Origin of the sequence: Paraburkholderia sp. BL18I3N2 (assembly GCF_003001875.1) — a bacterium.
Taxonomy (GTDB): Bacteria; Pseudomonadota; Gammaproteobacteria; order Burkholderiales; family Burkholderiaceae; genus Paraburkholderia; species Paraburkholderia phytofirmans.
Map to the genome: position 1 here is coordinate 484,497 of NZ_PVNC01000004.1, position 25,322 is coordinate 509,818.

The window sequence follows — 25,322 nt, forward strand, 5'->3', positions numbered from 1 at the left end:
GTCTTGAACCTCGCAGCCTATTTCCCCGTCTTGTTGTTCCTCGTTGTGGGCACCGGTTTAGGCGTAGCACTGGTCAGTATCGGCAAGATCCTCGGTCCCAACAAGCCCGATACCGAGAAAAACGCACCGTACGAGTGCGGCTTCGAAGCATTCGAAGATGCGCGCATGAAGTTCGACGTGCGCTATTACCTCGTCGCCATTCTTTTCATCATTTTCGATCTTGAAACCGCGTTCCTGTTTCCGTGGGGCGTTGCCCTGCGCGACATCGGCTGGCCTGGCTTCATGGCAATGATGATTTTCCTGCTCGAATTCCTGTTGGGCTTCGCCTATATCTGGAAGAAAGGCGGCCTCGACTGGGAATGATGGATTAATCGCCGGTTTGCGTGGGTGGCCAAGGCTTGCCGCCCCGTCTGGAGTGGAAAGCAAATGAGTATCGAAGGGGTCTTGAAGGAAGGGTTTGTCACCACCACGGCTGACAAACTGATCAACTGGACGCGCACCGGCTCGTTGTGGCCGATGACGTTCGGTCTTGCGTGCTGCGCGGTCGAGATGATGCATGCGGGTGCTGCCCGTTACGACCTCGACCGTTTCGGCGTGGTGTTTCGTCCGAGTCCGCGTCAGTCGGACGTGATGATCGTCGCCGGCACGCTGTGCAACAAGATGGCGCCGGCTCTGCGCAAGGTCTACGACCAGATGGCCGAGCCGCGCTGGGTGATCTCGATGGGTTCGTGCGCGAACGGCGGCGGCTATTACCACTACTCGTATTCGGTGGTGCGCGGCTGTGACCGGATCGTGCCGGTCGACGTCTATGTGCCGGGTTGTCCGCCCACTGCGGAAGCGCTGGTGTACGGCGTGATCCAGCTCCAGGCCAAGATTCGCCGCACCAACACAATCGCCCGTCAATAAGGCCAACGCCTCCCCCACAATATGGCAAGCAAACTCGAGACCCTGAAAGCGAACCTCGAGGCGGCCTTTGGCGGCCTCCTGCTGAACCTCAGCGAAGCAATCGGTGAGTTGACGATCGTCGTGAAGGCTAGCGACTACCTCAACGTGGCAACGCGTCTGCGCGACGACCGCTCGCTCGGCTTCGAGCAATGTGTGGATCTGTGCGGCGTCGACTATCAGACTTACGCTGAAGGCGCTTACGACGGTCCGCGTTTCGCGGCCGTGCTGCATTTGTTGTCGGTGCAGAACAACTGGCGTCTGCGTCTGCGCGTGTTCGCGCCGGACGACGAAGTGCCGATCCTGCCGTCTGTCGTCGAAATCTGGAATTCAGTCAACTGGTACGAGCGTGAAGCATTCGACCTGTACGGCATCGTCTTCGAAGGCCATCCGGATCTGCGCCGCATCCTCACCGACTACGGTTTCATTGGTCACCCGTTCCGCAAAGATTTCCCTGTCTCCGGTTATGTCGAAATGCGTTACGACCCGGAAGAGAAGCGCGTCGTCTATCAGCCTGTGACGATCGAGCCGCGAGAAATCACGCCGCGCGTGATCCGCGAAGATCGCTATGGCGGTCTGAAACACTAAGAGAACGCCATGGCAGAGATCAAGAACTACACGCTCAACTTCGGCCCTCAGCACCCGGCAGCGCACGGTGTGCTGCGCCTCGTGCTCGAACTCGACGGCGAAGTCATTCAGCGCGCCGATCCGCACATCGGTCTGCTGCATCGCGCGACTGAAAAGCTCGCCGAAACCAAAACCTTCATCCAGTCGGTGCCGTACATGGACCGTCTCGACTACGTGTCGATGATGGTCAACGAGCACGGCTATGTGATGGCGATCGAAAAGCTGCTCGGCATCGAAGTGCCGGTGCGCGCGCAATACATTCGCGTGATGTTCGACGAAGTCACGCGCGTGCTGAACCACCTGATGTGGATCGGCGCGCACGCGCTCGACGTCGGCGCAATGGCGGTGTTCCTGTACGCATTCCGTGAGCGCGAAGACTTGATGGACGTGTACGAAGCGGTGTCCGGAGCACGGATGCACGCGGCTTACTATCGTCCGGGCGGCGTCTATCGCGATCTGCCTGACGCAATGCCGCAATATAAAGCGTCGAAGATTCGCAATGCCAAGGCATTGTCGAAGATGAACGAGAACCGTCAGGGTTCGCTCCTCGACTTCATCGACGATTTCTTCACGCGGTTCCCGAAGTGCGTCGACGAATACGAAACGCTGCTTACCGATAACCGGATCTGGAAGCAACGTCTCGTCGGTATCGGCGTGGTCAGCCCGGAACGCGCGCTGAATCTCGGCATGACCGGCGCGATGCTGCGTGGTTCGGGTATCGAATGGGATCTGCGCAAGAAGCAACCGTACGAGGTCTATGACAAGCTCGATTTTGACATCCCGGTGGGGGTCAACGGCGACTGTTATGACCGATATTTGGTACGCGTCGAAGAAATGCGCCAGTCCACACGCATTGTGAAACAGTGCATTGAGTGGCTGCGTAAGAATCCCGGCCCCGTGATGATCGACAATCACAAGGTTGCGCCGCCGTCGCGCGTGGGTATGAAGTCGAACATGGAAGAGCTGATTCACCACTTCAAGCTCTTCACGGAAGGCTTCCATGTTCCGGAAGGCGAGGCATACGCCGCGGTCGAGCATCCGAAGGGCGAGTTCGGCATCTATCTGATCTCCGACGGCGCCAACAAGCCGTATCGCCTGAAGATCCGCGCGCCGGGCTACGCACACCTGTCCACGCTGGATGAAATGGCGCGCGGTCACATGATCGCCGACGCCGTGACGATCATCGGCACGCAGGACATCGTGTTCGGCGAAGTGGATCGCTAGGACGTATTCATCAGAGCGCGCCTTCAGAATGCACCGAAGCGCGCGTCAAGCAAAGGAACGCCGGGTCTGTCGCATCATGCAGCGCGCGACAGGTTTTCGTTCGGTAGGAATTGAAAGAGTCGTGTCTGAAAATGATCTCAGCTGAAGGCCTGAAAGAAATCGATCGCGCGATCGCGAAGTATCCCGCCGATCAGAAACAGTCCGCCGTGATGTCGGCGTTGGCCACTGCTCAGGAAGAGCATGGCTGGCTGACGCCCGAACTCATGCAGTTCGTCGCGGACTATCTCGGCATGCCGGCAGTCGCCGTGCAGGAGGTGGCTACCTTCTACACGATGTACGAGACCTCGCCGGTCGGCAAATACAAGATCACGCTCTGCACCAACCTGCCGTGCCAGCTCGGCCCGGACGGCGGCTCGGACAGCGCTGCTGAATACCTGAAGCAGAAGCTCGGCATCGACTTCGGCGAAACCACGGCCGACGGCAAGTTCACCCTGAAAGAAGGTGAGTGCATGGGTTCGTGCGGCGACGCGCCGGTGATGCTGGTGAACAACCATCGCATGTGCAGCTTCATGAGCCGCGCGAAGATCGACCAGCTGCTCGAGGAACTTTCGAAATGACGTCTTTACACGATCGTCACATCAAACCGCTGATTCTTGCCGGCCTGAACGGCGACAACTGGCATCTCGAAGACTACGTGGCGCGCGGCGGTTACGCCCAGCTGCGCCGTATTCTGGAAGAGAAGATTCCGCCCGAGCAGGTGATTGCCGACGTCAAGGCGTCGGGTCTGCGTGGCCGCGGCGGTGCAGGCTTTCCGACCGGTCTGAAGTGGAGCTTCATGCCACGTCAATTCCCCGGCCAGAAGTACCTCGTCTGCAATTCGGACGAAGGCGAGCCGGGCACGTTCAAAGACCGCGACATCCTGCGCTTTAATCCGCATTCGCTGATCGAAGGCATGGCCATTGGCGCGTATGCGATGGGCATCACGGTCGGCTACAACTATATTCACGGCGAAATCTGGGAAGTCTACAAACGCTTTGAACAGGCGTTGGACGAAGCTCGCCGCGCCGGGTTCCTCGGCGAAAACATCATGGGTTCGGGCTTCTCATTCGAACTGCATGCGCACCACGGTTACGGCGCCTATATCTGCGGCGAAGAAACCGCGTTGCTCGAATCGCTGGAAGGCAAGAAAGGCCAGCCGCGCTTCAAGCCGCCGTTCCCGGCGAGCTTCGGCGTGTACGGCAAGCCGACCACGATCAACAACACCGAGACGTTCGCCGCCGTGCCGTTCCTGCTCGCGATCGGCCCGCAGAATTACCTCGAAATCGGCAAGCCGAACAACGGCGGCACGAAGATTTTCTCGGTCGCAGGCGACGTCGAACGTCCGGGCAATTATGAAATTCCGCTCGGCACGCCGTTCTCCACGCTGATGGAACTCGCCGGCGGCATGCGCGGTGGCAAGAAGATCAAGGCCGTGATTCCTGGCGGCTCGTCGGCACCGGTAATTCCGGGCGACATCATGATGCAGACCGACATGGACTACGACTCGATCGCCAAAGCCGGCTCGATGCTCGGTTCGGGCGCGGTCATCGTCATGGACGAGACGCGTTGCATGGTGCGCTCGTTGTTGCGTCTGTCGTATTTCTATTACGAAGAATCGTGTGGTCAATGCACGCCTTGCCGCGAAGGCACGGGCTGGCTGTACCGCGTCGTGCATCGTATCGAGCACGGGCTCGGCCGTCCGGAAGATCTGGATCTGCTGAACTCGGTCGCTGAAAACATCATGGGCCGCACGATTTGCGCGCTCGGCGACGCAGCGGCCATGCCGGTTCGCGGCATGCTCAAGCACTACTGGGACGAATTCGAGTATCACGTCGCCCATAAGCATTGCCTCGTCGGCGGTCATGCCGGCGCAGCGGCGGCGTCGGAAACCGTAGCGGCTTGAGTCTGCGAATCGATAAGCAGATAAGCACGCAAAAAGAACACGTCATCCGCGGGATTCATCGCCTGAAACGGGCGATGAACGGGCGAACGATTGAGCGGTAACAGGTTAAGGAAGATTGACCATCATGGTTGAACTTGAAATAGACGGCAAGAAAGTAGAGGTGCCTGAAGGCAGCATGGTGATCCAGGCTGCGCATAAGGTCGACACGTACATTCCTCACTTCTGCTATCACAAGAAGCTGTCGATTGCGGCCAACTGCCGGATGTGTCTGGTCGATGTCGAAAAGATGCCGAAGGCGGTGCCTGCATGCGCCACGCCGGTATCGGCCGGCATGATCGTGCGCACCAAGTCGGACAAGGCGGTGAAAGGCCAGCAAGCCGTGATGGAATTCCTGCTGATCAACCACCCGCTGGATTGCCCGATCTGCGACCAGGGCGGCGAGTGTCAGTTGCAGGATCTGGCCGTGGGTTACGGCAAGTCGGGATCGCGCTATAGCGAAGAAAAGCGCGTGGTGTTCCACAAGAACGTCGGCCCGCTGATCTCCATGGAAGAAATGTCGCGTTGCATTCACTGCACGCGTTGCGTCCGTTTCGGCCAGGAAGTGGCCGGCGTGATGGAACTCGGCATGCTGGGCCGCGGCGAGCATTCGGAAATCACGTCGTTCGTCGGCAAGACGGTGGATTCGGAACTGTCGGGCAACATGATCGATCTGTGCCCGGTCGGCGCGCTGACCAGCAAGCCGTTCCGCTACAGCGCCCGCACGTGGGAACTGTCGCGCCGCAAGTCGGTGAGCCCGCATGATTCCGTCGGCGCGAACCTCGTGGTGCAGGTGAAGAACAATCGCGTGATGCGCGTTCTGCCGTTCGAAAACGAATCCATCAACGAATGCTGGATTTCGGACAAGGACCGCTTCTCGTATGAAGGCCTGAACAGCCCCGAGCGTCTGACTCAGCCTATGCTCAAGCAAGGCGGCAAGTGGGTCGAGACCGACTGGCAAACCGCGCTCGAATACGTGGTGAAGGGGCTGAAGGGCATCAAGGGCGACCACGGCGCGAATGCGCTGGCCGCACTCGGCAGCGCCCACAGCACCGTCGAAGAACTGTTCCTGTTGAAGCAACTGGCGCAAGCGGTCGGCACGCCTAACGTCGACTTCCGTCTGCGTCAGTCGGATTTCTCGGCACCGGTCAACGGTACGCCGTGGCTCGGCACTGCGATCGCCGATCTGTCGAACGTCGACGCCGCACTGGTGATCGGTTCGGATCTGCGCCGCGATCACCCGCTGTTCGCCGCTCGTCTGCGTCAAGCCGCCAAGGGCGGCGCGAAGCTCACGCTCGTGCAGTCCACCAGCGACGACGCGCTGATTCCGCAAGCGGAGCGCGTGGTGGCAGCGCCGTCGGCATGGCTTGACGCACTGGCAGGTATCGCGGGTGCTGTGTCGGAAGCCAGCGGCGTGGCACTGCCGGAAGCTTTCGCCGGCACGCAGCCGACGGACGCCAACAAGAAAGTCGCGAAGTCGCTCGCCACGGGCGAACGTCGCCTCGTGCTACTCGGCAACAGCGCGGTCCGTCATCCGGACTTCGCCGTCATTCACGCCGCGGCGCAATGGATCGCGGACGCGACCGGCGCGACGCTGGGCTTCCTGACCGAAGCGGCCAACACGGTCGGCGCGCATCTCGTGAACGCGTTGCCGGGCGAGGGCGGTCTGAACGCTCGCGAAGTGTTCGAGCAACCGCGCAAGGGTTATGTGCTGCTTAACGTCGAACCGGAGTTCGACACGGCCAATCCGGCGCAGGCTTTGGCCGCGCTGAAGCAGGCTGAAATGGTTGTCGTGATGTCGCCGTTCCAGACCGGTGCGGAATACGCCGACGTGCTGCTGCCGATCGCTCCGTACACGGAAACGGCCGGCACGTTCGTCAACGCCGAAGGTACGGTGCAGACGTTCAACGGCGTCGTGCGTCCGCTCGGCGACACGCGTCCGGCGTGGAAAGTGTTGCGCGTGCTGGGCAGCCTGCTGGGCCTGCCCGGCTTCGAATTCGACACCTCGGAAGAAGTGCGCGCGGCCGCTCTCGGCGACGGCGAACTGAACTCGCGTCTGTCGAACAAGACGAGCGCCACGGTTGCACGCGGCAAGGCGGCGAAGGCGGTGGAAGGCAAGTTCGAGCGTATTGCGAACGTGCCGATCTATCACGCCGATGCGCTGGTGCGTCGCGCCGAATCATTGCATCTGACCGCGGCGGCACGTGCGGCGAACTCGGTCGGTTTGCCGGCCGGTCTGTTCGACAAACTGGGTTTGAAGGAAGGCGACGCGGTGCGCGTGCGCCAGGGCGAGCAATCGGTGCAGTTGCCGGCCGTGCGCGACGCGAATCTTGCGGAGACGGTCGTCCGCGTATCGGCGGCTACGCCTGCCGGTGCAGCGCTGGGCAGCCTGTTCGGTGAACTGGTGGTGGAGAAGGCGTAAATGAGCTTGTTCGATACGATCAACTCGGGCGGCACCCAGCTTCTCGGTGTGGCATGGCCCACGGTGTGGGCACTGGTGCGCATCCTGGTGGTGGCCGTCGTGATCCTGCTGTGCGTGGCTTACCTGATTCTGTGGGAGCGTAAGCTGATCGGCTGGATGCACGTGCGTCTCGGCCCGAACCGCGTCGGCCCCGCAGGTCTGCTGCAGCCGATCGCCGACGTGCTGAAACTCTTGCTGAAAGAAGTGATTCAGCCGGCGCAGGCGAGCCGCTGGATCTACCTGATCGCGCCGATCATGGTGGTGGTGCCGGCCTTCGCGGTCTGGGCGGTGATTCCGTTCCAGGCAGGCGCGGTGCTCGGCGACATCAACGCGGGTCTGTTGTACGCGATGGCGATCTCGTCGATTGGCGTGTACGGCGTGATCCTGGCCGGCTGGGCGTCGAACTCGAAGTACGCGTTCCTCGGCGCGATGCGCGCCGCGGCACAGATGGTCTCGTACGAAATCTCGATGGGCTTCGCGCTCGTCGTCGTGCTGATGACCGCTGGCACGCTGAACCTGTCGGGCATCGTCGCTTCGCAGGAACACGGCATCTTCGCCTCGTACGGCTTGAACTTCCTGTCGTGGAATTGGCTTCCGCTGCTGCCGATGTTCGTCGTGTACTTCATCTCGGGCATCGCCGAAACGAACCGTCACCCGTTCGACGTGGTGGAAGGGGAGTCGGAAATCGTCGCGGGCCACATGATCGATTACTCGGGTATGGCGTTCGCACTGTTCTTCCTCGCCGAGTACATCAACATGATCGTGATCTCGGCATTGGCTGCAACACTGTTCCTCGGCGGCTGGAGTGCACCGTTCGGCTTCCTGTCGTTCGTCCCGGGCATCGTATGGCTCGTCGCCAAGGTTTTCTTCCTGTTGTCGGTGTTCATCTGGGCGCGTGCCACGTTCCCGCGCTATCGCTATGACCAGATCATGCGTCTGGGCTGGAAGATCTTCATTCCGGTCTGCGTGGTATGGCTGGTGGTGGTCGGCTTCTGGATCATGTCGCCGTTGAACATCTGGAAATAAAGGGCGGATGAACCTATGACCGCAATCCAAAACTTTTTCAAGACCTTCTTCCTCACGGAACTGCTCAAAGGCCTCGCGCTGACCGGACGTTACACGTTCCAGCGCAAGGTGACCGTGCAGTTCCCGGAAGAGAAGACCCCGATTTCGCCGCGTTTCCGTGGGCTGCACGCGCTGCGCCGCTATGAAAACGGCGAAGAGCGCTGCATTGCCTGCAAGCTGTGCGAAGCAGTGTGCCCGGCGCTCGCCATTACCATCGAGTCGGAAACGCGCGCGGACAACACCCGCCGCACCACGCGTTACGACATCGATCTGACCAAGTGCATCTTCTGCGGTTTCTGCGAAGAGAGCTGCCCGGTCGATTCGATCGTCGAAACGCACATTCTCGAGTATCACGGCGAGAAGCGTGGCGACCTGTACTTCACGAAAGACATGCTGCTGGCCGTGGGCGATCGCTATGAAGCGGAGATCGCGGCGAACAAGGCAGCGGACGCACCGTATCGTTGAAGCGCTTCAGTTAATAAATTAGTCAATGCGGCAGTAAAAGCAGCAATCACGGCCTGTTGTCAGGCCGGGCGCCGCGGCCTGAACGCCGCGGTACGGCGCACCTGTGTGGCTGTGCTGGCAATACGCCAGTTGTACGGCATCACAAGTGCCAAAGAACAATGCCTGACGATGGCCTAACGATGAACCGGTAATCATGGAATTCACGACCGTACTGTTCTACATCTTCGCGCTGCTCCTGGTGGTTTCAGGGCTGAAGGTGATCACCTCGCGCAACCCGGTGTCGTCCGCACTGTTTCTGGTGCTGGCGTTCTTCAACGCAGCCGCGATCTGGATGCTGCTGCAGGCCGAGTTCCTCGCGATTCTGCTGGTGCTGGTCTACGTCGGCGCGGTGATGGTGCTGTTCCTGTTCGTCGTGATGATGCTGGACATCAACATCGACGTGCTGCGTAAAGACTTCAAACGTTTCGTGCCGATGGCCACTTTGGTGGGCGCGATCATCGTGATCGAAACCGCGCTGATTCTCTGGCACGGTTACGGCGCGACCGCCACGGCGCTGCGCGACACGACCGCCGCCGCGAACGGCATGGGCGACTGGTCGAACACGCGCCTGATCGGCAAGGTCATCTACACCGACTACATCTTCGCGTTCGAAGTGGCCGGCCTGGTGCTGCTGGTGGCGATCATCGCCGCGATTGCGCTGACCACGAGCCACAAGAAAGACAGCAAGCGTCAGAACGTCAGCGAGCAGGTCAAGGTGCGTGCTCAAGACCGTGTGCGCGTCGTGAAGATGAAATCGGAAAAGACCGCGGCAACCGTCGCGGCGGAAGAAGCCGCGGCAGCGGCAGCAGCAGCGGCCGACTCGGCGCCGGCTAAGAACAGCTGAGCGGACAGGAGATAGAAATCATGTTGACCCTTGCCCATTACCTTGTCCTCGGCGCGATCCTGTTTGCGATCAGCGTCGTCGGCATTTTCCTGAACCGTCGCAACGTCATCATCATTTTGATGGCGATCGAACTGATGCTGCTCGCGGTGAACACCAATTTCGTCGCGTTCTCGCATTACCTCGGCGACGTGCATGGCCAGATCTTCGTCTTCTTCGTGCTGACGGTTGCAGCAGCGGAGGCGGCAATCGGCCTCGCGATTCTGGTGACCCTGTTCCGTAGTCTCGACACGATCAATGTCGAGGATCTCGATCAGCTCAAAGGTTAATTTCAGGAAAAGCGGTTATGTCCACGATACTCAATGAAAACCTGCTGCTGGCGATCCCGCTGGCACCGCTGGCCGGCTGTCTGGTTGCCGGTCTGGCCGGAAAAGCGGTAGGGCGAGCCGGTGCGCATTCGGTCACGATCCTCGGCGTCGCGATCTCGTTCATCCTGTCGGCCATCGTCTTCTTCCAGGTACTGAACGGCGCGAGCTTCAACGCGACCGTCTACGAATGGATGTCAATCGGCAAGACGAAGTTCGAGATCGGCTTCCTGGTCGACTCGCTGACGGCCATGATGATGTGCGTGGTGACTTTCGTGTCGCTCATGGTGCACATCTACACGATCGGCTATATGGCCGGCGAAGACGGCTACCAGCGCTTCTTCTCGTACATCTCGCTGTTCACGTTCTCGATGTTGATGCTCGTGATGAGCAACAACTTCCTGCAACTGTTCTTCGGCTGGGAAGCGGTGGGTCTGGTCTCGTATCTGCTGATCGGCTTCTACTTCACCCGTCCCACGGCGATTTACGCCAACATGAAGGCGTTCATCGTGAACCGCATCGGCGACTTCGGCTTTTTGCTGGGTATCGGCCTGCTGTTCGCATTCGCCGGTTCGATGAACTACGGCGACGTGTTCGCAAAGCGCACCGAACTCGCGGCACTGAGCTTTCCGGGTACGGACTGGGGTCTGCTGACGGTCGCCTGTATCTGCCTGTTCATCGGCGCAATGGGTAAGTCGGCGCAGTTCCCGCTGCACGTCTGGCTGCCGGATTCGATGGAAGGCCCGACGCCGATTTCCGCACTGATTCACGCGGCAACCATGGTGACGGCCGGTATCTTCATGGTCACGCGCATGTCGCCGCTGTTCGAACTGTCGGATACGGCGCTGTCGTTCGTCATGGTCATCGGTGCGATTACCGCGCTGTTCATGGGCTTCCTCGGGATCGTCCAGAACGATATCAAGCGCGTGGTGGCGTATTCCACGCTGTCGCAACTGGGTTACATGACGGTCGCGCTGGGCGCGTCGGCATACTCGGTCGCCGTGTTCCATCTGATGACGCACGCGTTCTTCAAGGCGCTCCTGTTCCTCGGCGCAGGTTCGGTGATCATCGGCATGCATCACGATCAGGACATCCGCAACATGGGCGGCCTGCGCAAGTACATGCCGATCACGTGGATCACGTCGCTGGTCGGCTCGCTGGCGCTGATCGGTACGCCGTTCTTCTCGGGCTTCTACTCGAAAGACTCGATCATCGACGCGGTGAAGCTGTCGCATCTGCCGGGTGCGGGCTTCGCGTACTTCGCAGTGGTGGCGAGCGTCTTCGTGACCGCGCTGTATTCGTTCCGTATGTACTTCCTGGTGTTCCACGGCGAGGAGCGCTTCCGTGGTCCGAAGCATCCGGAATCGCCGATGGGCATCGAAGCGGCCGCGCATGCACATGACGCGCATGGCCACGATTCACATGGTCACGGTCACGATGCGCACGGCCACGGTCACGACGACCACGCTCACGAGCCGCACGAAACGCCGTGGGTTGTGTGGCTGCCGCTGGTGCTGCTGGCAATCCCGTCGGTGGTGATCGGCGCGATCGGCATCGGTCCGATGCTGTACGGCGACTTCTTCCAGCATGGCGTGGCCTTCGACAAGGTGATCTTCATCGGCGAAAACCATCCGGCGCTGCATGAGATGGCCGAAGAGTTCCGGGGTTGGGCGTCGATGGGTCTGCACTCGGTCGCGGGCCTGCCGGTCTGGCTGGCGCTGGCGGGCGTGGTGGTCGCGTGGTTCCTGTACCTGGTTCGTCCGGATTTGCCTGCTGTCATCAAGCGCGCGTTCGGTCCGATCTACACGCTGCTCGATAACAAGTACTACATGGACAAGATCAACGAAGTCGTGTTTGCACGGGGCGCCGTGGCGATTGGCCGTGGTCTCTGGAAGGAAGGCGACGTCGTGGTGATCGACGGCATCGTCAACGGCAGCGCACGCTTTATCGGCTGGTTCGCCGGCGTGATCCGCTTCCTCCAATCCGGCTACATCTATCACTACGCGTTCGCCATGATTATCGGCATGCTGGGGCTCCTGACCCTGTTTGTAACGCTCGGCGGCAAATAAGGCGAGGGACACTAATGCACGCTTATCCGATTCTCAGTATTGCGATCTGGTTGCCGATCCTCGTCGGCCTCCTGGTCCTGGCCATCGGTTCCGACCAGAACCCGGCTCCCGCGCGCTGGATTGCGCTGATCGGTTCGGTCGTCAGCTTCCTCGTGACGATCCCGCTGATTACCGGTTTTGATTCGAGCACCGCCGATCTGCAGTTCGTCGAAAAGGCGAACTGGATCGAGCGCTTCAACATTACGTACCACCTGGGTGTCGACGGCATCTCGATGTGGTTCGTCGTCTTGACCGCGTTGATCACGGTGATCGTCGTGATCGCCGCGTGGGAAGTAATCACGAAGAAAGTGGGTCAGTACCTGGCCGCGTTCCTGATCCTGTCGGGCATCATGGTCGGCGTGTTCAGTTCGGCCGACGGCATGCTGTTCTACGTGTTCTTCGAAGCGACGCTGATTCCGATGTACATCATCATCGGCGTATGGGGTGGGGCAAACCGCGTCTACGCGGCGTTCAAGTTCTTCCTGTACACGCTGATGGGCTCGCTGTTGATGCTGGTCGCGTTGCTGTACCTGTACATCGAGACCGGCACGTTCGACCTCGCCACGTGGCAGCATGCGCAGATCGCCATGACGCCACAGGTGCTGATATTCATAGCGTTCTTCATGGCCTTCGCCGTGAAGGTGCCGATGTGGCCGGTTCACACGTGGTTGCCTGACGCCCACGTGGAAGCGCCGACCGGCGGCTCGGTCGTGCTGGCCGCGATCATGCTGAAGCTGGGCGCATATGGTTTCGTGCGCTTCTCGCTCCCCATCACGCCGGACGCCAGCCACTTTCTGGCGCCGGTCATCGTCACGCTTTCACTGATCGCGGTGATCTACATCGGTCTCGTCGCGATGGTGCAGACGGACATGAAGAAGCTGGTCGCGTATTCGTCGATCGCGCACATGGGTTTCGTGACGCTCGGCTTCTTCATCTTCAACCAACTCGGCGTGGAAGGCGCGATCGTGCAGATGATCTCGCACGGTTTCGTGTCGGGCGCGATGTTCCTGAGCATCGGCGTGCTGTACGACCGTATGCATTCGCGCCAGATCGCCGATTACGGCGGTGTCGTCAACGTGATGCCGAAGTTCGCGGCGTTCGTCATGCTGTTCTCCATGGCGAATTGCGGCCTGCCGGGCACCTCCGGTTTCGTCGGCGAATTCATGGTGATTCTGGCTGCTGTCCAGTACAACTTCTGGATCGCGGGCGGCGCGGCGGTCACGCTGATTCTCGGCGCGGCCTACACGCTGTGGATGTACAAGCGCGTGTACTTCGGCGCGATCGCCAACGATCACGTGAAGGGCCTGCTCGACATCAACCGTCGCGAATTTTTCATGCTGGCAGTGCTTGCCGCACTGACGCTGTTCATGGGCCTGTATCCGAAGCCCTTTACCGATGTGATGCACGTATCCGTGGAAAACCTCCTCGCCCACGTTGCGCAGTCAAAGCTGCCGTTGCCTCAGTAACGCAGAGCGAGGAATTCAAGACCATGCAAAACGCCCCTATGACTGCTCTGTTGCCCGACGCGCTGGTGATGCTCGCCGTTGTCGTCGCGTGGCTCAACGATACGTTCGTCGGCCAGGCCGGTCGCCGTACCACGTACTTCATCGCGTTCTTCTCGACGCTGGTCGCCGGCGTCTGGTTCGCGATGAACGCGTTCGATCCGCAAGTGCGCTACTACTTCGGCCACATGTACGTGGTGGATTCGTTCGCCAACGTGATGAAAGCGGTGGTGACGCTTGGCTACGCGGTGTCGATCGTGTATTCGCGACGTTACCTGGAAGATCGCGGTCTGTTCCGCGGCGAATTCTTCCTGTTGGGCATGTTCTCGCTGCTTGGCCAGCTTGTCATGATCTCCGGCAACAACTTCCTGACGCTGTATCTCGGCCTGGAACTGATGTCGCTGTCGCTGTATGGCGCGATCGCCCTGCGTCGTGACGCAGCGCCGTCGAACGAAGCGGCCATGAAGTATTACGTGCTCGGCGCGCTGGCTTCCGGCTTTCTGTTGTACGGCATTTCCATGTTGTACGGCGCGACCGGTTCGCTCGACCTGAACGAAGTGTTCAAGGCGATCGGTACGAGCCACTACGACCCGAGCGTGTTGCTGTTCGGCGTGATCTTCATCGTGGCGGGCGTGGCGTTCAAGATGGGCGCGGTGCCGTTCCACATGTGGGTGCCCGATGTCTATCAAGGCGCACCGACGGCGATGACGCTGATGGTGGGCGGCGGTCCGAAGGTTGCCGCGTTCGCCTGGGGCCTGCGTTTCCTGGTGATGGGCCTGCTGCCGCTGGCGGTGGAATGGCAGCAAATGCTGGTGATCCTTGCTGCACTGTCGCTGATCGTCGGCAACATTACCGGTATCGTGCAACGCAACGTCAAGCGCATGCTCGCGTATTCGGCGATCTCGAATATGGGCTTCGTGCTGCTGGGTCTGCTGGCCGGCGTGGTCGACAGCAAGACCACGGGCGCGGCTAACGCATACGGCTCGGCGATGTACTACAGCATCGTCTACCTGATCACGACGATGGGCACGTTCGGCGTCATCATGCTGCTGGCGCGCCGCGATTTCGAAGCGGACACGCTCGAGGACTTCAAGGGCTTGAATCAGCGCAGCCCGGTGTTCGCGTTCGTGATGATGATCATGATGTTCTCGCTCGCCGGCATTCCGCCCGCGGTCGGTTTCTACGCGAAGCTCGCGGTGCTGCAGGCCACCATGAACGCCGGTTTGACCTGGCTGACGGTGCTGGCCGTGATCACCTCGCTGTTCGGCGCGTTTTACTACCTGCGTATCGTCAAGCTGATGTATTTCGACGATCCGCAAGACAAGTCGCCCATTCTCGCCGACACCAGCACGCGTGCGTTGCTCGCGTTCAACGGTGTGGCCGTACTGGTGCTCGGTATCGTGCCGGATCCGTTGTTGAAGGCCTGCCTGCAGGCGATCCAGCACACGCTGCTGCTCTGATGTCCGCTGCGGGTTGGTTTATCGTGCTGTTGGCGCTGGTCGGCGCCAACCTGCCGTTCCTGAATCAGCGCCTCTTCGCCGCCGTGCCGTTGAAAGCGGTGAAGAAAAGCGCCTGGATCCGGATTGCCGAATTGATCGTGCTGTACTTCGTGGTCGGCGCGCTTGGTTTTCTGCTGGAAGCGCGCGCGGGTAACCGCTTCGAACAGGGTTGGCAGTTCTACGCGATCACGTTTGCGCTGTTCGTGGTGTTTGCGTTCCCTGGCTTCACCTTCCAGTATCTTGTCAAACGCCGCTGACGGCGTCTCGCCGTCGGCGCACCCTGTCCCCAAGGTCCGCATATGGCTGAACTTCCCGATCACGACGCCGCGCTCAAAGAGACCTGCATCGAGAGCAAAACGATCCATCAGGGACCGTTTCTGACGCTCAAATGCGATACCGTTCGCCTGCCGGACGGTAAGCACGCCACGCGCGAATATGTTCAGCATTCCGGCGCCGTGATGGTGATTCCATTATTCGACGACGGCCGCGTGCTGCTCGAAAGCCAGTATCGCTATCCGATGGGCAAGGTCATGGTCGAGTATCCGGCCGGCAAGCTCGATCCGAACGAAGGCGCGCTGGCTTGCGCGATACGCGAGTTGCGGGAAGAGACGGGTTATACCGCCCGCGAGTATGTTTATCTGACGCGCATTCACCCGATTATTTCCTACTCCACCGAATTCATCGATATCTACCTCGCGCGGGGGTTGACCGCCGGCGAGCGCAAGCTTGACGAAGGCGAATTTCTCGAACTGTTCACGGCGACTGTGCCGGAGATGTCCGAGTGGGTGCGCACTGGCAAGGTCACTGATGTCAAGACAGTGATCGGCACGTTCTGGCTGGAGAAGGTGTTGTCGGGTGCGTGGCCGTTGGCGGAGCCCGAATAGCGCTGGCAGCGAAGAGGGTGCGCGCGCTGCGTGCCGCTTAGGAAGTCTGAGAAAAGCCCTTGTTGGTCTAAGACCGGCAGGGGCTTTTCTCATTGCGACGCGTGCGAAATCGGGCAGTTGCTGGCATGTTGGCCGACGTCTCAAAAGTGTGTCGTTTGCCTTATGCCATTCGACAGTCTCGCCCCGCGGCCTTTGTCCCTCTAGTATCGACCTTTGAGAGCGACTGCCACTACTCGTTTTGTTTCGGATGACGAAGTTGTGGCGGCCGCATTTGATTACGGGTGGCGAGCGAGTTGTCACTTGACAACCAGATCGCCACTCGCTAAATTGGAGGGCATTAGATGGTTCGAGGAACCCATTCTAAGAAAGAGGTCGAGGCGGCGTTGGCGTATGCCGAGAAAAATGGCTGGCGTGTTCAGGGCGGTGGCAAAGGTCACGCTTGGGGAAAAATGTACTGTCCTGATAAAGACGCGGAATGTCGGTGCGGCGAGTTCTGCATATCGAGCGTCTGGAGCACGCCGAAGAATCCCGGCAACCACGCCAGACATCTGCGGCGCATCGTCGACAACTGCACGGCGCGGCGGTAGCAAATCCGTTCTTTCGGCGAAAGCCTTGGGACTGAATGAGGGCAGGAGTAACTTATGGAATATGTGTTCACGTTGAAATACCGGCTCGCGGCTGAAGACTGCGATCTTGACGCGATCGTCGAGCGTCTGGGCGAAGCCGGGTGCGACGACGCCACCGTTGGTATCGGGCAGCCGGGCCGCATCGCGCTGTTTTTCACTCGCGAAGGCTCGTCCGCATTCGAGGCGCTGCTCAGCGCTCTGCGGGACGTCAAAGGGGTGGTGCCATCCGCGCGTCTTGTCGAGGCCGGCCCCGATTTCGTCGGCCTGACCGACGTCGCCGAAGTCGCCGGCGTGTCGCGGCAAAACATGCGCAAGCTCATGCTGAGCCACGCAATCGACTTTCCGCCGCCGGTCCACGAGGGCAGTGCGTCGGTGTGGCATCTGTCGGACGTCCTTGACTGGCTCGCTGCGCGCGGCGGCTATGAAATCAAGGCAGACGTGTTCGACATTGCGAGAGCGGTCAAGCAGATCAACCTCGCGAAAGAGGCACGCGAACTCGAGCCACGGCTTGGCCGTCAACTGGAGCGTCTTGTCGCGTAGACACAGTGCGGCATGCAGCGTGCGAAGCGGCGCAAGCGTATGTGATTGGCAGGCCTGTTCGCCTCCCGGAGCACCGCCGGCAAGCGTGTGCGCAAAGCGTTAAAATCGCCCACCGCGTTCGAATTGTCAGCAACTTCCGGCGTCGGTACCTTCGTCCGTAAAAATTTACGAACGACCGTTCACAAATTTATGTTTTGCGCTAAACTGGCACGCAAGCCCTGATTCCACATGAAGGTCCTCGATTTACAGTGTCCGCATGGCCATCGGTTCGAAGGCTGGTTCGCTTCGGCTGATGACTTCGAATCGCAGCAGTCCCGCAAGCTCGTCGAATGTCCGATCTGCGGTGCGAACGAGGTGAGCCGTTTGCCGTCGGCCCCGCGCCTGAACCTGTCGGGTGCGACCGAAACGAAAGCGCCAGCGGGCGCAGGGGAAATGCAGGCGCGTGTAATGCGCGCCTTGCGCGAGGTGCTGGAAAAGACCGAGAACGTGGGCGACCGCTTCGCCGAGGAAGCACGGCGCATTCACTACAATGAAGCGCCCGCACGCAATATTCGCGGTGTCACGACACCGGAAGACGCGAAAGCCTTGGTCGAAGAAGGCATCGAAGTGATGCCGCTGCCGGTCCCGGTTGCCTTGAAGGAACCGCTGCAATAGCGCAGTGGCTCACTGGCGGCGGGTGGTGGCGGCCAGGAGGCACGACACATGGATCTGGACTATTCCCCCGCTGATAACGCGTTCCGCGCAGACATCCGCGCCTGGCTCGAAGCGAATCTGCCACGCGAGCTGAGCGACAAGGTACTCAATCACAAGCGTCTTGCCCGCGAAGACTACGCAGGCTGGCATAAACTGCTCGGCACGCGTGGCTGGTCGGTAATCGCGTGGCCGAAGGAATACGGCGGCCCGGGCTGGGATGCGACCCAGCGGCACATCTGGGACGAAGAGTGCGCGCGCATCGGCGCGCCGTCCGTGCTGCCTTTCGGCGTTTCCATGGTGGCGCCCGTGCTGATGAAGTATGGCAACGAGGCGCAGAAGCGCCACTACTTGCCGCGCATTCTCGACGGTACGGACTGGTGGTGCCAAGGCTATTCCGAGCCGGGCTCGGGTTCGGATCTGGCCTCGTTGCGCACACGCGCCGAGCGCGTCGGCGACCATTACGTGGTCAACGGCCAGAAAACCTGGACCACGCTCGGCCAATACGCCGACATGATGTTCTGCCTGGTGCGCACGGACAGCGGCGCCAAAAAGCAGGAGGGCATCTCGTTCCTGCTGATCGACATGAAAACGCCGGGCATCACTGTGCGGCCGATCATTACGCTCGACGAAGACCACGAAGTCAACGAAGTCTTTTTCGAAGACGTGAAGGTGCCGGTCGACAATCTGGTTGGCGAAGAGAATCGCGGTTGGACTTACGCGAAATATCTGCTCGGTCACGAGCGCACCGGCATCGCGCGGGTTGGCCAGTCGAAGCGCGAACTCGTTTTTCTGAAACGCCTTGCGCTGAATCAGAAAAAGAACGGCAAGCCGCTGCTGCAAGAGCCGGTGTTCGCCGCGAAAGTCGCGAGCCTCGAGATCGAGTTGATGGCGCTCGAAGTCACCGTGCAACGCGTCGTCGCCAATGAGACAGGCGGACGCGGACCGGGACCGGAAGCGTCGATGCTGAAGATCAAGGGCACGGAAGTCCAGCAAGCGCTGACCGAGCTAATGTTCGAAGCAGTCGGGCCGCTTGCAGCACCGTTCGACGTTCCGTTCCTCGAAGGTGAACGCGAACACAGCCTCGCCGGCGACGACGACGCCGCGCCTCTCGCCGCGTATTACTTCAACTTCCGCAAGACGTCGATTTACGGCGGCTCGAACGAAATTCAAAAGAACATCATCGCGCAGATGATTCTCGGACTCTGAGGAGCGGCGCATGGACTTCACTTTCAACGACGAACAGCAGCAATTCGCCGACGCGTTGCGCCGCTATCTGGACAAGAGCTACGGGTTCGAAGCGCGCCAGGCGGTTGTGCGATCGGAAACCGGCGTGTCGGACGCGCATTGGGCCGCGTTTGCCGAACTGGGTCTGACAGCGTTGCCGGTGCCGGAAGCGCAAGGCGGTTTCAACGGCGGCCCGATCGACATGCTGGTGGTCATGCAGGAACTCGGCCGCGCGTTGGTCGTCGAGCCTTATTGGGCGACTGCGGTCGGCATCGAGGCATTGCGCCTCGCGGGTAGCGACCAGGGCGAAGACGCGTCGCTGCTCGAACGCGCTGCTCAGGGCGAGATCAAACTGGCGGTGGCATTTCACGAACCGCATGCACGTTACGATCTGTTTGCGGTCAAGACAAGCGCGAGCGGGCAGGGCGAGCAGCAGACACTGAGCGGCACGAAGTCGGTGGTGCAGCACGGCGCGCAAGCGGATCACTGGATCGTCCCGGCTCGGCTGAACGGCGAGATCGCGCTCTTCGTCGTGGCGCGCAATGCGGCGGGCGTCAAGATTACGGACTACCGCACCATCGACGGCCAACGTGCCGCCACACTCGAATTCAACAACACGCCCGCGCGCCGGCTTGCCGGCAAACACGCCGGTGCGGCCGCGCTCGAACATATCGCGGATTACGGCACGGTGCTCTTGTGTGCTGAGGCAATCGGCGCGCTCGACGCCTTGAACCTCGCCACCGTCGATTACACCAAGACGCGTCAGCAGTTCGGCCAGCCGATCGCGCGGTTTCAGGCCTTGCAGCATCGCATGGTCGAGATGTTGATCCACGCCGAGCAGGCGCGCTCGGTGACGTATCTGGCCGCGATGCGCTACACGAGCATGGATGCGGACGAACGTCGCCGCGCGGTTTCCGCCGCGAAGGCACGGGTCGGTCAGGCCGCGCGTTTCGTTGGCCAGCAGGCGGTTCAGTTGCATGGCGGCATGGGCGTCACGAACGAAGTGGCCGCGGCGCATCTGTTCAAGCGGCTTGCTATCATCGAAACCACGTTAGGCGATGTCGATCACCATCTCGCGCGGTTCGCCGCGCTACCCGGCTTCGTGACTGCCGAAGCCTGATCAGACATTCGAATCGGATACAAGGAGGCGCGACGATGGGTTTGAGTTACGAGGACTTGATAGTCGGCACAAGCACTGAAATCGGCAAGCACACGTTCACGCGCGAAGAGATCGTCGAGTTTGCACAGAAGTTCGATCCGCAGCCGTTCCATCTGGATGAAGCCGCAGCCGCCGAGTCGCCGTTCCGCGGGTTGGTCGCGAGTGGCTGGCATACCTGTTCGGTCATGATGGGCATGCTGGTGCGCAACGCGTTCGCGGGTTCCACGTCGATGGGCTCACCCGGTATCGACAATATCCGCTGGTTGAAGCCGGTGCGTGTCGGTGACACGATCACCATGATGAACGCCGTGCTCGACAAGCGCATCTCGGAGAGCAAGCCGGATCGCGGCATCGTGTCGACGCAGTGGGAAGGCATCAATCAGCATGGCGAAACGGTGATCACGGTGCGCTCGAAGGGACTGTTCGGGCTGCGCAACCCAGGCGCCGCGGCATGACGGGCAACGCGGCGCCCGCCGCAATCTTCCGCAGCGCTGCGGCTTTGGGCGCGTTGGTGGGCGGCGAGCCGCTCGTGAGTGAATGGCTGACGGTGGATCAGGCGAGCGTCGATCGTTTCGCCGAAGCGACCGGTGACCATCAATGGATTCACGTCGATCCGGAGCGGGCGCGGCGCGAGTCGCCGTTCGGCGCTCCGGTGGCGCACGGTTTCCTGACGCTATCGTTGATCCCGGCGCTACTCGGTAAGACGGTGGCGCTCGAGCAGCGCATGGGCGTCAATTATGGATTGAATCGCGTGAGGTTTACATCGCCGGTACCGGTCGGCTCACAGTTGCGCGCTAAATTCGCGGTCGAGTCCGTTATGGAAGTCGATAACAACGGCGTGCAAGTGGTGTGGAACGTGACGCTGGAGCGGCAGGGCAGTGAGCGGCCGGTGTGTGTCGCGGAGTTCATCACGCGGCATTATTTCTAGCCGCGGCGTAGGGAGAAAAAAGCGCGAGCGGCATTCATGCCGGCTCGCGCTTTCTACAGAAGCAGTGTCAGATTCAGCCGTAGCTGCGAATTCAATGTTTCGCGTATTGCGTCGCACCGAACAACACTTCCTTCGCCTTGTCGTCCATGAGCGGTTGACGCGCGGACGCCAGCACTTCCACACCGCGCACGACCGCAGGACGCGCGGCGATCTCTTCATGCCAGCGCTTCACATTCGGAAACGCGTCGAGTTCCAAGCCCTGGTTTTGCCACGAGCGTGTCCACGGGAAGGCGGCGATGTCCGCGATCGTATAGTCGTTACCCGCGAGATATTGCGTCTTGCCGAGTTGCGTGTCCATCACGCCATACAGGCGCTTCGTCTCGTTCGTGTAACGGTTGACCGCGTATTCAATCTGCTCCGGCGCGTAATTGCGGAAGTGGTGCGTTTGACCGAGCATCGGACCGAGACCGCCCATCTGGAACATCAGCCATTGCAGTGTTGAATAGCGCGCAGCCGGATCGGTCGGGAGAAACTTGCCGGTTTTCTCGGCGAGATAAATCAGAATTGCGCCGGATTCGAACAGGGCAAATGGCTGGCCGTCTGCGCCCTTGGGGCCTTCGGAATCGACAATTGCCGGGATCTTGTTGTTCGGGCTGATGGCGAGAAACTCGGGGTTGAACTGGTCGCCCGCGCCGATATTCACACCGTGTACGTTGTACGCGAGGCCCGTCTCCTCGAGCATGATGTGAATCTTGTGGCCGTTCGGGGTTGCCCAGCTATAGACATCGATCATCGTAGTTCCTTCGTCTCGTGAAAGCGGCGCCTCGAAGGGCGCCGCTGTTAACGAAAATTAGAGCATAGATCGCACGATGCTGCTTGCGGCGCTGCGAGTCAGTCGCGACCTCGCGGCGCCGGGCTGAATTTCTGGGCTCGGCTCAGCTCTGCATCAAACCCGCGTGATCGGCGTCTCCACACGAGCCGCCGCGCCCGCATCCATATAACGCGCGAGTTCGAGCTTGGCGATCGCGTTGCGGTGCACCTCGTCGGGACCGTCGGCGAAACGCAGCGTTCGCGCCGACGCATAGGCATACGCGAGCGGAAAGTCGTCGCTGACACCGCCGCCGCCGTGAGCCTGAATCGCCCAGTCGATCACCTGACACGCCATGTTCGGCGCGACGACCTTGATCATCGCGATCTCGCCGCGCGCGCCCTTGTTGCCGACGGTGTCCATCATGTAAGCCGTTTTCAGCGTGAGAAGACGCGCCTGCTCGATCATGCAGCGCGCTTCGGCGATACGTTCCTGCGTGACGCCTTGCGCAGCGACCGGTTTGCCGAACGCGACACGTTGCAGCGAACGTTTCGACATGAGTTCGAGCGCGCGTTCAGCAAGACCGATCAGACGCATGCAGTGATGGATGCGTCCCGGCCCGAGCCGGCCCTGCGCGATCTCGAAGCCGCGGCCTTCGCCGAGCAGCATGTTGCCGGCCGGCACGCGCACATTCTCGAGCGTGATTTCCATGTGCCCGTGCGGCGCGTCGTCGTAACCGAACACGGTGAGCGGACGATGCACGGTGATGCCGGTGGCGTCGGCGGGAATGAGGATCATCGACTGCTGCTGGTGGCGCGGTGCTTCCGGATCGGTCTTGCCCATGACGATATAGATCTTGCAGCGCGGATCGCCCGCGCCGGACGACCACCACTTGTGGCCGTTGATCACGTAGTAATCGCCGTCGCGCACGATGCTGGTCTGGATATTGGTCGCATCCGACGACGCCACTTCAGGCTCCGTCATCAGAAACGCCGAACGGATCTGACCTTGCAGCAGCGGTTCGAGCCACGCACGCTTGTTGTCGTCGCTGCCGTAGCGCTCGATCGTTTCCATGTTGCCGGTGTCGGGCGCGTTGCAATTGAATACTTCAGGCGCCCAGGGCACGCGGCCCATGATCTCGCACAACGGCGCATATTCGAGATTCGTCAGGCCGGCGCCGCGCACGGAGTCGGGCAGGAACAGGTTCCACAAGCCGGCGTCGCGCGCTTTCTGCTTGAGCTGTTCGATCAGTTCGGTCGGCAGCCAGGCGTTACCGCTATGGCGATTGCGTGCGATTTCGGCGTAGAACGCTTGCTCGTTCGGATAGATGTGCTCGTCGAAGAATGCGAGCAGTTTCTCGCGCAACGCTTGAACCTTCGGGGTGTAATCGAAATTCATATAAGACCTCGCGGATGACGGGTAACGGACGACGTTTGTTCAAAGCGCGGCAGAACGCACAACCGGACGCGCGATTCAGCACGCGATGCCAGTCAGCGCACTTTCTGCGCGTAGCGCCAGGCGAGCTCGGCCATCGGCTTCGCGCGGCGGCCGGCATCGAGCGCCTGAGCGCTGGCTGCTGTACCGTCGACGACGCGTTTCATGATCCCTTGCAGGATCGCGGCGATGCGAAACATGTTGTAGGCCAGGTAGAAATTCCAGTCGCCGTGAATCTTGAAGCCGGTGCGTTGGCAATAACGCGCGACGTACTGTTGCTCGTCCGGAATGCCGAGGGTCGCCCAATCGAGGCCTGCGATGCCACGGAATTGCGCCGGGTCGACGTGCCAAGCCATGCAGTGATACGCGAAGTCGGCGAGCGGATCGCCGAGCGTCGACAACTCCCAGTCGAGCACGGCAAGTACGCGTGGTTCCTCGGGGTGAAAGATCAGGTTGTCGAGCCGATAGTCGCCATGCACGACCGATGCGCGTTCGCCCGTTTCGGCCGGCATATGCTGCGGCAGCCATTCGATCAGGCGCTGCATTGCGTCGATCGGTTCGGTCTCGGATGCGATGTACTGCTTGCTCCACCGACCGATCTGGCGCGCGAAATAATTGCCTGGCTTGCCATAGTCGGCGAGACCCACGGCCGCGACGTCGACGCTGTGCAGCGCCGCGATCACGCGGTTCATTTCGTCGTAGATGACGGCGCGTTCGGCGGGCGTCATGCCGGGCAACGATTGATCCCACAGCACGCGGCCTTCGACGAACTCCATGACATAAAACGCGCGGCCGATCACGCTTTCGTCCTCGCACAGGGCGAGCATTTTCGCGACCGGCACGTCGGTGTCGGCGAGCGCGTGCATCACGCGGTATTCGCGTTCGACGGCGTGCGCCGACGGCAGCAGTTTTGCCGCCGGTCCAGGCTTGGCGCGCATCACATAGGAACGCGATGGCGTGAGCAGTTTGAACGTGGGATTGGACTGGCCGCCGGCGAATTGCTCCAGCGTGAGCGGTCCGGAAAATCCATCGACATGCTGGGTCAGCCAGGCGGCGAGCGCGTCGGCGTTGAAGCGTTGCCGCTCGCTGACGGGGCGCGTGCCTTCGAAATCAGAATAATCCGGCTGATGTTCTGGTTCGCCGGTCTGTGTGGCTTGCACCATCTGTCTCCTCCAGTTCGGGGTTCAGCTACGCTTGTATTGGGTAAATTGCGCGTAGAGCATTTCCATCGTGGTGTTGCGGACGTCGCGATGCAGCGGCGACGGCGGTGAATAGTTGATCGTGCGCAGGACCCAGTCGCGCGGCGCGGCGCCCACGTCGAGCGCGTTGATGCAGCCGGTGGCTTGCGCCAGATGGCCGAAGAACGTGCGGCCGCCGGCCGTGAGCGCATGCGACAGGATCGCCCGGTTCACGCCGCCATGCAGAACGAGCAGCACAGTGTCCCACGACGTGTCCTCGCGCAGCGCCGCGACCGCGGGCAAGACGCGATCGAACAGCGCGCCGATGGTCTCGCCGTCGAGAAAGCGCGTGCTTTCCGGCACGATGCCGTCGAACACGCCGAGAAACGCGGCTTCGATATCCTGCACCGGAATATTGCTGAGCTTGCCGCCGCGAATCTCTTCCCAGGCGGGCTCGATTTCGAATTCGATCTGCTGGCCGGTCTCGGCCAACACACGCCGAGCGGTTTCGATGGTACGCGGCAGGCCGCTCACAATCACCCGGTCGAAACGGACCTGCTGTTCGGCGAACACGCGGCCTGCCGCGCTGGCCTGCTCGCGGCCGTTAGCGTTCAGCGGCACGGTTTCGGGATCGATCGCGCGGCCGGAGTCGTCGAAGTAGGTGACATCGCCGTGACGCATCAGAAAGATGCGGCGGCGCTTGGGCAGTTGATAGTCAGGCATCGTCCCTTC

The 25,322-nt window shown here is 60.9% G+C and carries 27 protein-coding genes; 23 read left to right on the plus strand and 4 right to left on the minus strand.

The window, feature by feature from the left end:
* Positions 1-3: 3 nt before the first annotated feature.
* The 23 genes from B0G75_RS15340 (at position 4) to B0G75_RS15450 (ending at position 21,170) form a co-directional block, all read left to right on the plus strand.
* Complete coding sequence (locus B0G75_RS15340) at positions 4-363, plus strand: NADH-quinone oxidoreductase subunit A (protein WP_013339872.1); 360 nt, start codon at positions 4-6, stop codon at positions 361-363.
* Positions 364-426: 63 nt separating this feature from the next.
* Positions 427-906: an NADH-quinone oxidoreductase subunit B family protein gene (locus tag B0G75_RS15345; RefSeq protein WP_006052903.1), complete on the plus strand. Its 480-nt coding sequence runs from the start codon at positions 427-429 to the stop codon at positions 904-906.
* A 21-nt stretch (positions 907-927) separates the two neighbouring features.
* A complete protein-coding gene (locus tag B0G75_RS15350) occupies positions 928-1,530 on the plus strand; it encodes an NADH-quinone oxidoreductase subunit C (protein WP_012432377.1) in 603 nt (200 codons plus the stop codon).
* Between the two features lie 9 nt (positions 1,531-1,539).
* On the plus strand, positions 1,540-2,793 hold the full coding sequence (locus tag B0G75_RS15355) for an NADH-quinone oxidoreductase subunit D (RefSeq protein ID WP_012432378.1): 1,254 nt from the start codon (positions 1,540-1,542) through the stop codon (positions 2,791-2,793).
* Positions 2,794-2,924: 131 nt separating this feature from the next.
* Positions 2,925-3,410, plus strand: a complete 486-nt coding sequence (nuoE, locus tag B0G75_RS15360; RefSeq protein WP_012432379.1) for an NADH-quinone oxidoreductase subunit NuoE — start codon at positions 2,925-2,927, stop codon at positions 3,408-3,410.
* A complete protein-coding gene (gene nuoF / locus B0G75_RS15365; RefSeq protein WP_106306762.1) occupies positions 3,407-4,735 on the plus strand; it encodes an NADH-quinone oxidoreductase subunit NuoF in 1,329 nt (442 codons plus the stop codon). The genes nuoE and nuoF overlap by 4 nt, the downstream gene beginning before the upstream one ends.
* A 124-nt stretch (positions 4,736-4,859) precedes the next feature.
* On the plus strand, positions 4,860-7,193 hold the full coding sequence (gene nuoG / locus B0G75_RS15370) for an NADH-quinone oxidoreductase subunit NuoG (protein WP_106306765.1): 2,334 nt from the start codon (positions 4,860-4,862) through the stop codon (positions 7,191-7,193).
* Complete coding sequence (gene nuoH, locus B0G75_RS15375) at positions 7,194-8,258, plus strand: NADH-quinone oxidoreductase subunit NuoH (RefSeq protein ID WP_106280370.1); 1,065 nt, start codon at positions 7,194-7,196, stop codon at positions 8,256-8,258.
* Positions 8,259-8,273: 15 nt separating this feature from the next.
* On the plus strand, positions 8,274-8,762 hold the full coding sequence (gene nuoI, locus B0G75_RS15380; protein WP_012432383.1) for an NADH-quinone oxidoreductase subunit NuoI: 489 nt from the start codon (positions 8,274-8,276) through the stop codon (positions 8,760-8,762).
* A gap of 193 nt (positions 8,763-8,955) precedes the next feature.
* Entirely contained in the window at positions 8,956-9,645 is a 690-nt protein-coding gene (locus tag B0G75_RS15385; protein ID WP_106306767.1) for an NADH-quinone oxidoreductase subunit J, read from the plus strand.
* 20 nt (positions 9,646-9,665) lie between these two features.
* On the plus strand, positions 9,666-9,971 hold the full coding sequence (gene nuoK, locus B0G75_RS15390; RefSeq protein ID WP_013339863.1) for an NADH-quinone oxidoreductase subunit NuoK: 306 nt from the start codon (positions 9,666-9,668) through the stop codon (positions 9,969-9,971).
* A gap of 17 nt (positions 9,972-9,988) precedes the next feature.
* Positions 9,989-12,076 carry an NADH-quinone oxidoreductase subunit L gene (gene nuoL / locus B0G75_RS15395; protein WP_106306770.1) on the plus strand — a complete coding sequence of 696 codons (2,088 nt, stop codon included), beginning with the start codon at positions 9,989-9,991 and terminating at the stop codon, positions 12,074-12,076.
* A 14-nt stretch (positions 12,077-12,090) separates the two neighbouring features.
* Positions 12,091-13,581, plus strand: a complete 1,491-nt coding sequence (locus B0G75_RS15400; protein ID WP_106306773.1) for an NADH-quinone oxidoreductase subunit M — start codon at positions 12,091-12,093, stop codon at positions 13,579-13,581.
* Positions 13,582-13,604: 23 nt separating this feature from the next.
* Positions 13,605-15,077 carry an NADH-quinone oxidoreductase subunit NuoN gene (gene nuoN / locus B0G75_RS15405; RefSeq protein WP_106280378.1) on the plus strand — a complete coding sequence of 491 codons (1,473 nt, stop codon included), beginning with the start codon at positions 13,605-13,607 and terminating at the stop codon, positions 15,075-15,077.
* Positions 15,077-15,373 (plus strand): DUF2818 family protein, encoded by a 297-nt coding sequence (locus tag B0G75_RS15410; RefSeq protein WP_054034952.1) that lies wholly within the window; start codon positions 15,077-15,079, stop codon positions 15,371-15,373. The genes nuoN and B0G75_RS15410 overlap by 1 nt, the downstream gene beginning before the upstream one ends.
* Before the next feature lie 42 nt (positions 15,374-15,415).
* Entirely contained in the window at positions 15,416-16,000 is a 585-nt protein-coding gene (locus tag B0G75_RS15415) for an NUDIX domain-containing protein (protein ID WP_106306776.1), read from the plus strand.
* A 341-nt stretch (positions 16,001-16,341) separates the two neighbouring features.
* Positions 16,342-16,587: a hypothetical protein gene (locus B0G75_RS15420; RefSeq protein ID WP_106306779.1), complete on the plus strand. Its 246-nt coding sequence runs from the start codon at positions 16,342-16,344 to the stop codon at positions 16,585-16,587.
* Between the two features lie 54 nt (positions 16,588-16,641).
* Positions 16,642-17,166 carry an AlpA family transcriptional regulator gene (locus B0G75_RS15425; RefSeq protein WP_106306782.1) on the plus strand — a complete coding sequence of 175 codons (525 nt, stop codon included), beginning with the start codon at positions 16,642-16,644 and terminating at the stop codon, positions 17,164-17,166.
* A gap of 228 nt (positions 17,167-17,394) precedes the next feature.
* Complete coding sequence (locus B0G75_RS15430) at positions 17,395-17,820, plus strand: DUF1178 family protein (RefSeq protein ID WP_106306785.1); 426 nt, start codon at positions 17,395-17,397, stop codon at positions 17,818-17,820.
* A 48-nt stretch (positions 17,821-17,868) separates the two neighbouring features.
* On the plus strand, positions 17,869-19,065 hold the full coding sequence (locus B0G75_RS15435; RefSeq protein WP_106306788.1) for an acyl-CoA dehydrogenase family protein: 1,197 nt from the start codon (positions 17,869-17,871) through the stop codon (positions 19,063-19,065).
* Between the two features lie 10 nt (positions 19,066-19,075).
* Entirely contained in the window at positions 19,076-20,203 is a 1,128-nt protein-coding gene (locus tag B0G75_RS15440) for an acyl-CoA dehydrogenase family protein (protein ID WP_106306791.1), read from the plus strand.
* A gap of 35 nt (positions 20,204-20,238) precedes the next feature.
* Entirely contained in the window at positions 20,239-20,697 is a 459-nt protein-coding gene (locus tag B0G75_RS15445; RefSeq protein ID WP_106306794.1) for a MaoC family dehydratase, read from the plus strand.
* On the plus strand, positions 20,694-21,170 hold the full coding sequence (locus B0G75_RS15450) for a MaoC family dehydratase (protein WP_106306797.1): 477 nt from the start codon (positions 20,694-20,696) through the stop codon (positions 21,168-21,170). The genes B0G75_RS15445 and B0G75_RS15450 overlap by 4 nt, the downstream gene beginning before the upstream one ends.
* 91 nt (positions 21,171-21,261) lie before the next feature.
* Here B0G75_RS15450 and B0G75_RS15455 read toward each other — a convergent pair whose 3' ends face one another.
* The 4 genes from B0G75_RS15455 to B0G75_RS15470 form a co-directional block, all read right to left on the minus strand.
* Positions 21,262-21,963, minus strand: a complete 702-nt coding sequence (locus tag B0G75_RS15455) for a glutathione binding-like protein (RefSeq protein WP_106306800.1) — start codon at positions 21,961-21,963, stop codon at positions 21,262-21,264.
* A gap of 153 nt (positions 21,964-22,116) precedes the next feature.
* Positions 22,117-23,376, minus strand: a complete 1,260-nt coding sequence (locus B0G75_RS15460; protein WP_106306804.1) for an acyl-CoA dehydrogenase family protein — start codon at positions 23,374-23,376, stop codon at positions 22,117-22,119.
* A 92-nt stretch (positions 23,377-23,468) separates the two neighbouring features.
* Positions 23,469-24,575: a phosphotransferase gene (locus B0G75_RS15465; RefSeq protein WP_106306807.1), complete on the minus strand. Its 1,107-nt coding sequence runs from the start codon at positions 24,573-24,575 to the stop codon at positions 23,469-23,471.
* Positions 24,576-24,596: 21 nt separating this feature from the next.
* On the minus strand, positions 24,597-25,313 hold the full coding sequence (locus B0G75_RS15470) for a histidine phosphatase family protein (RefSeq protein ID WP_106306912.1): 717 nt from the start codon (positions 25,311-25,313) through the stop codon (positions 24,597-24,599).
* Between the last annotated feature and the right edge of the window lie 9 nt (positions 25,314-25,322).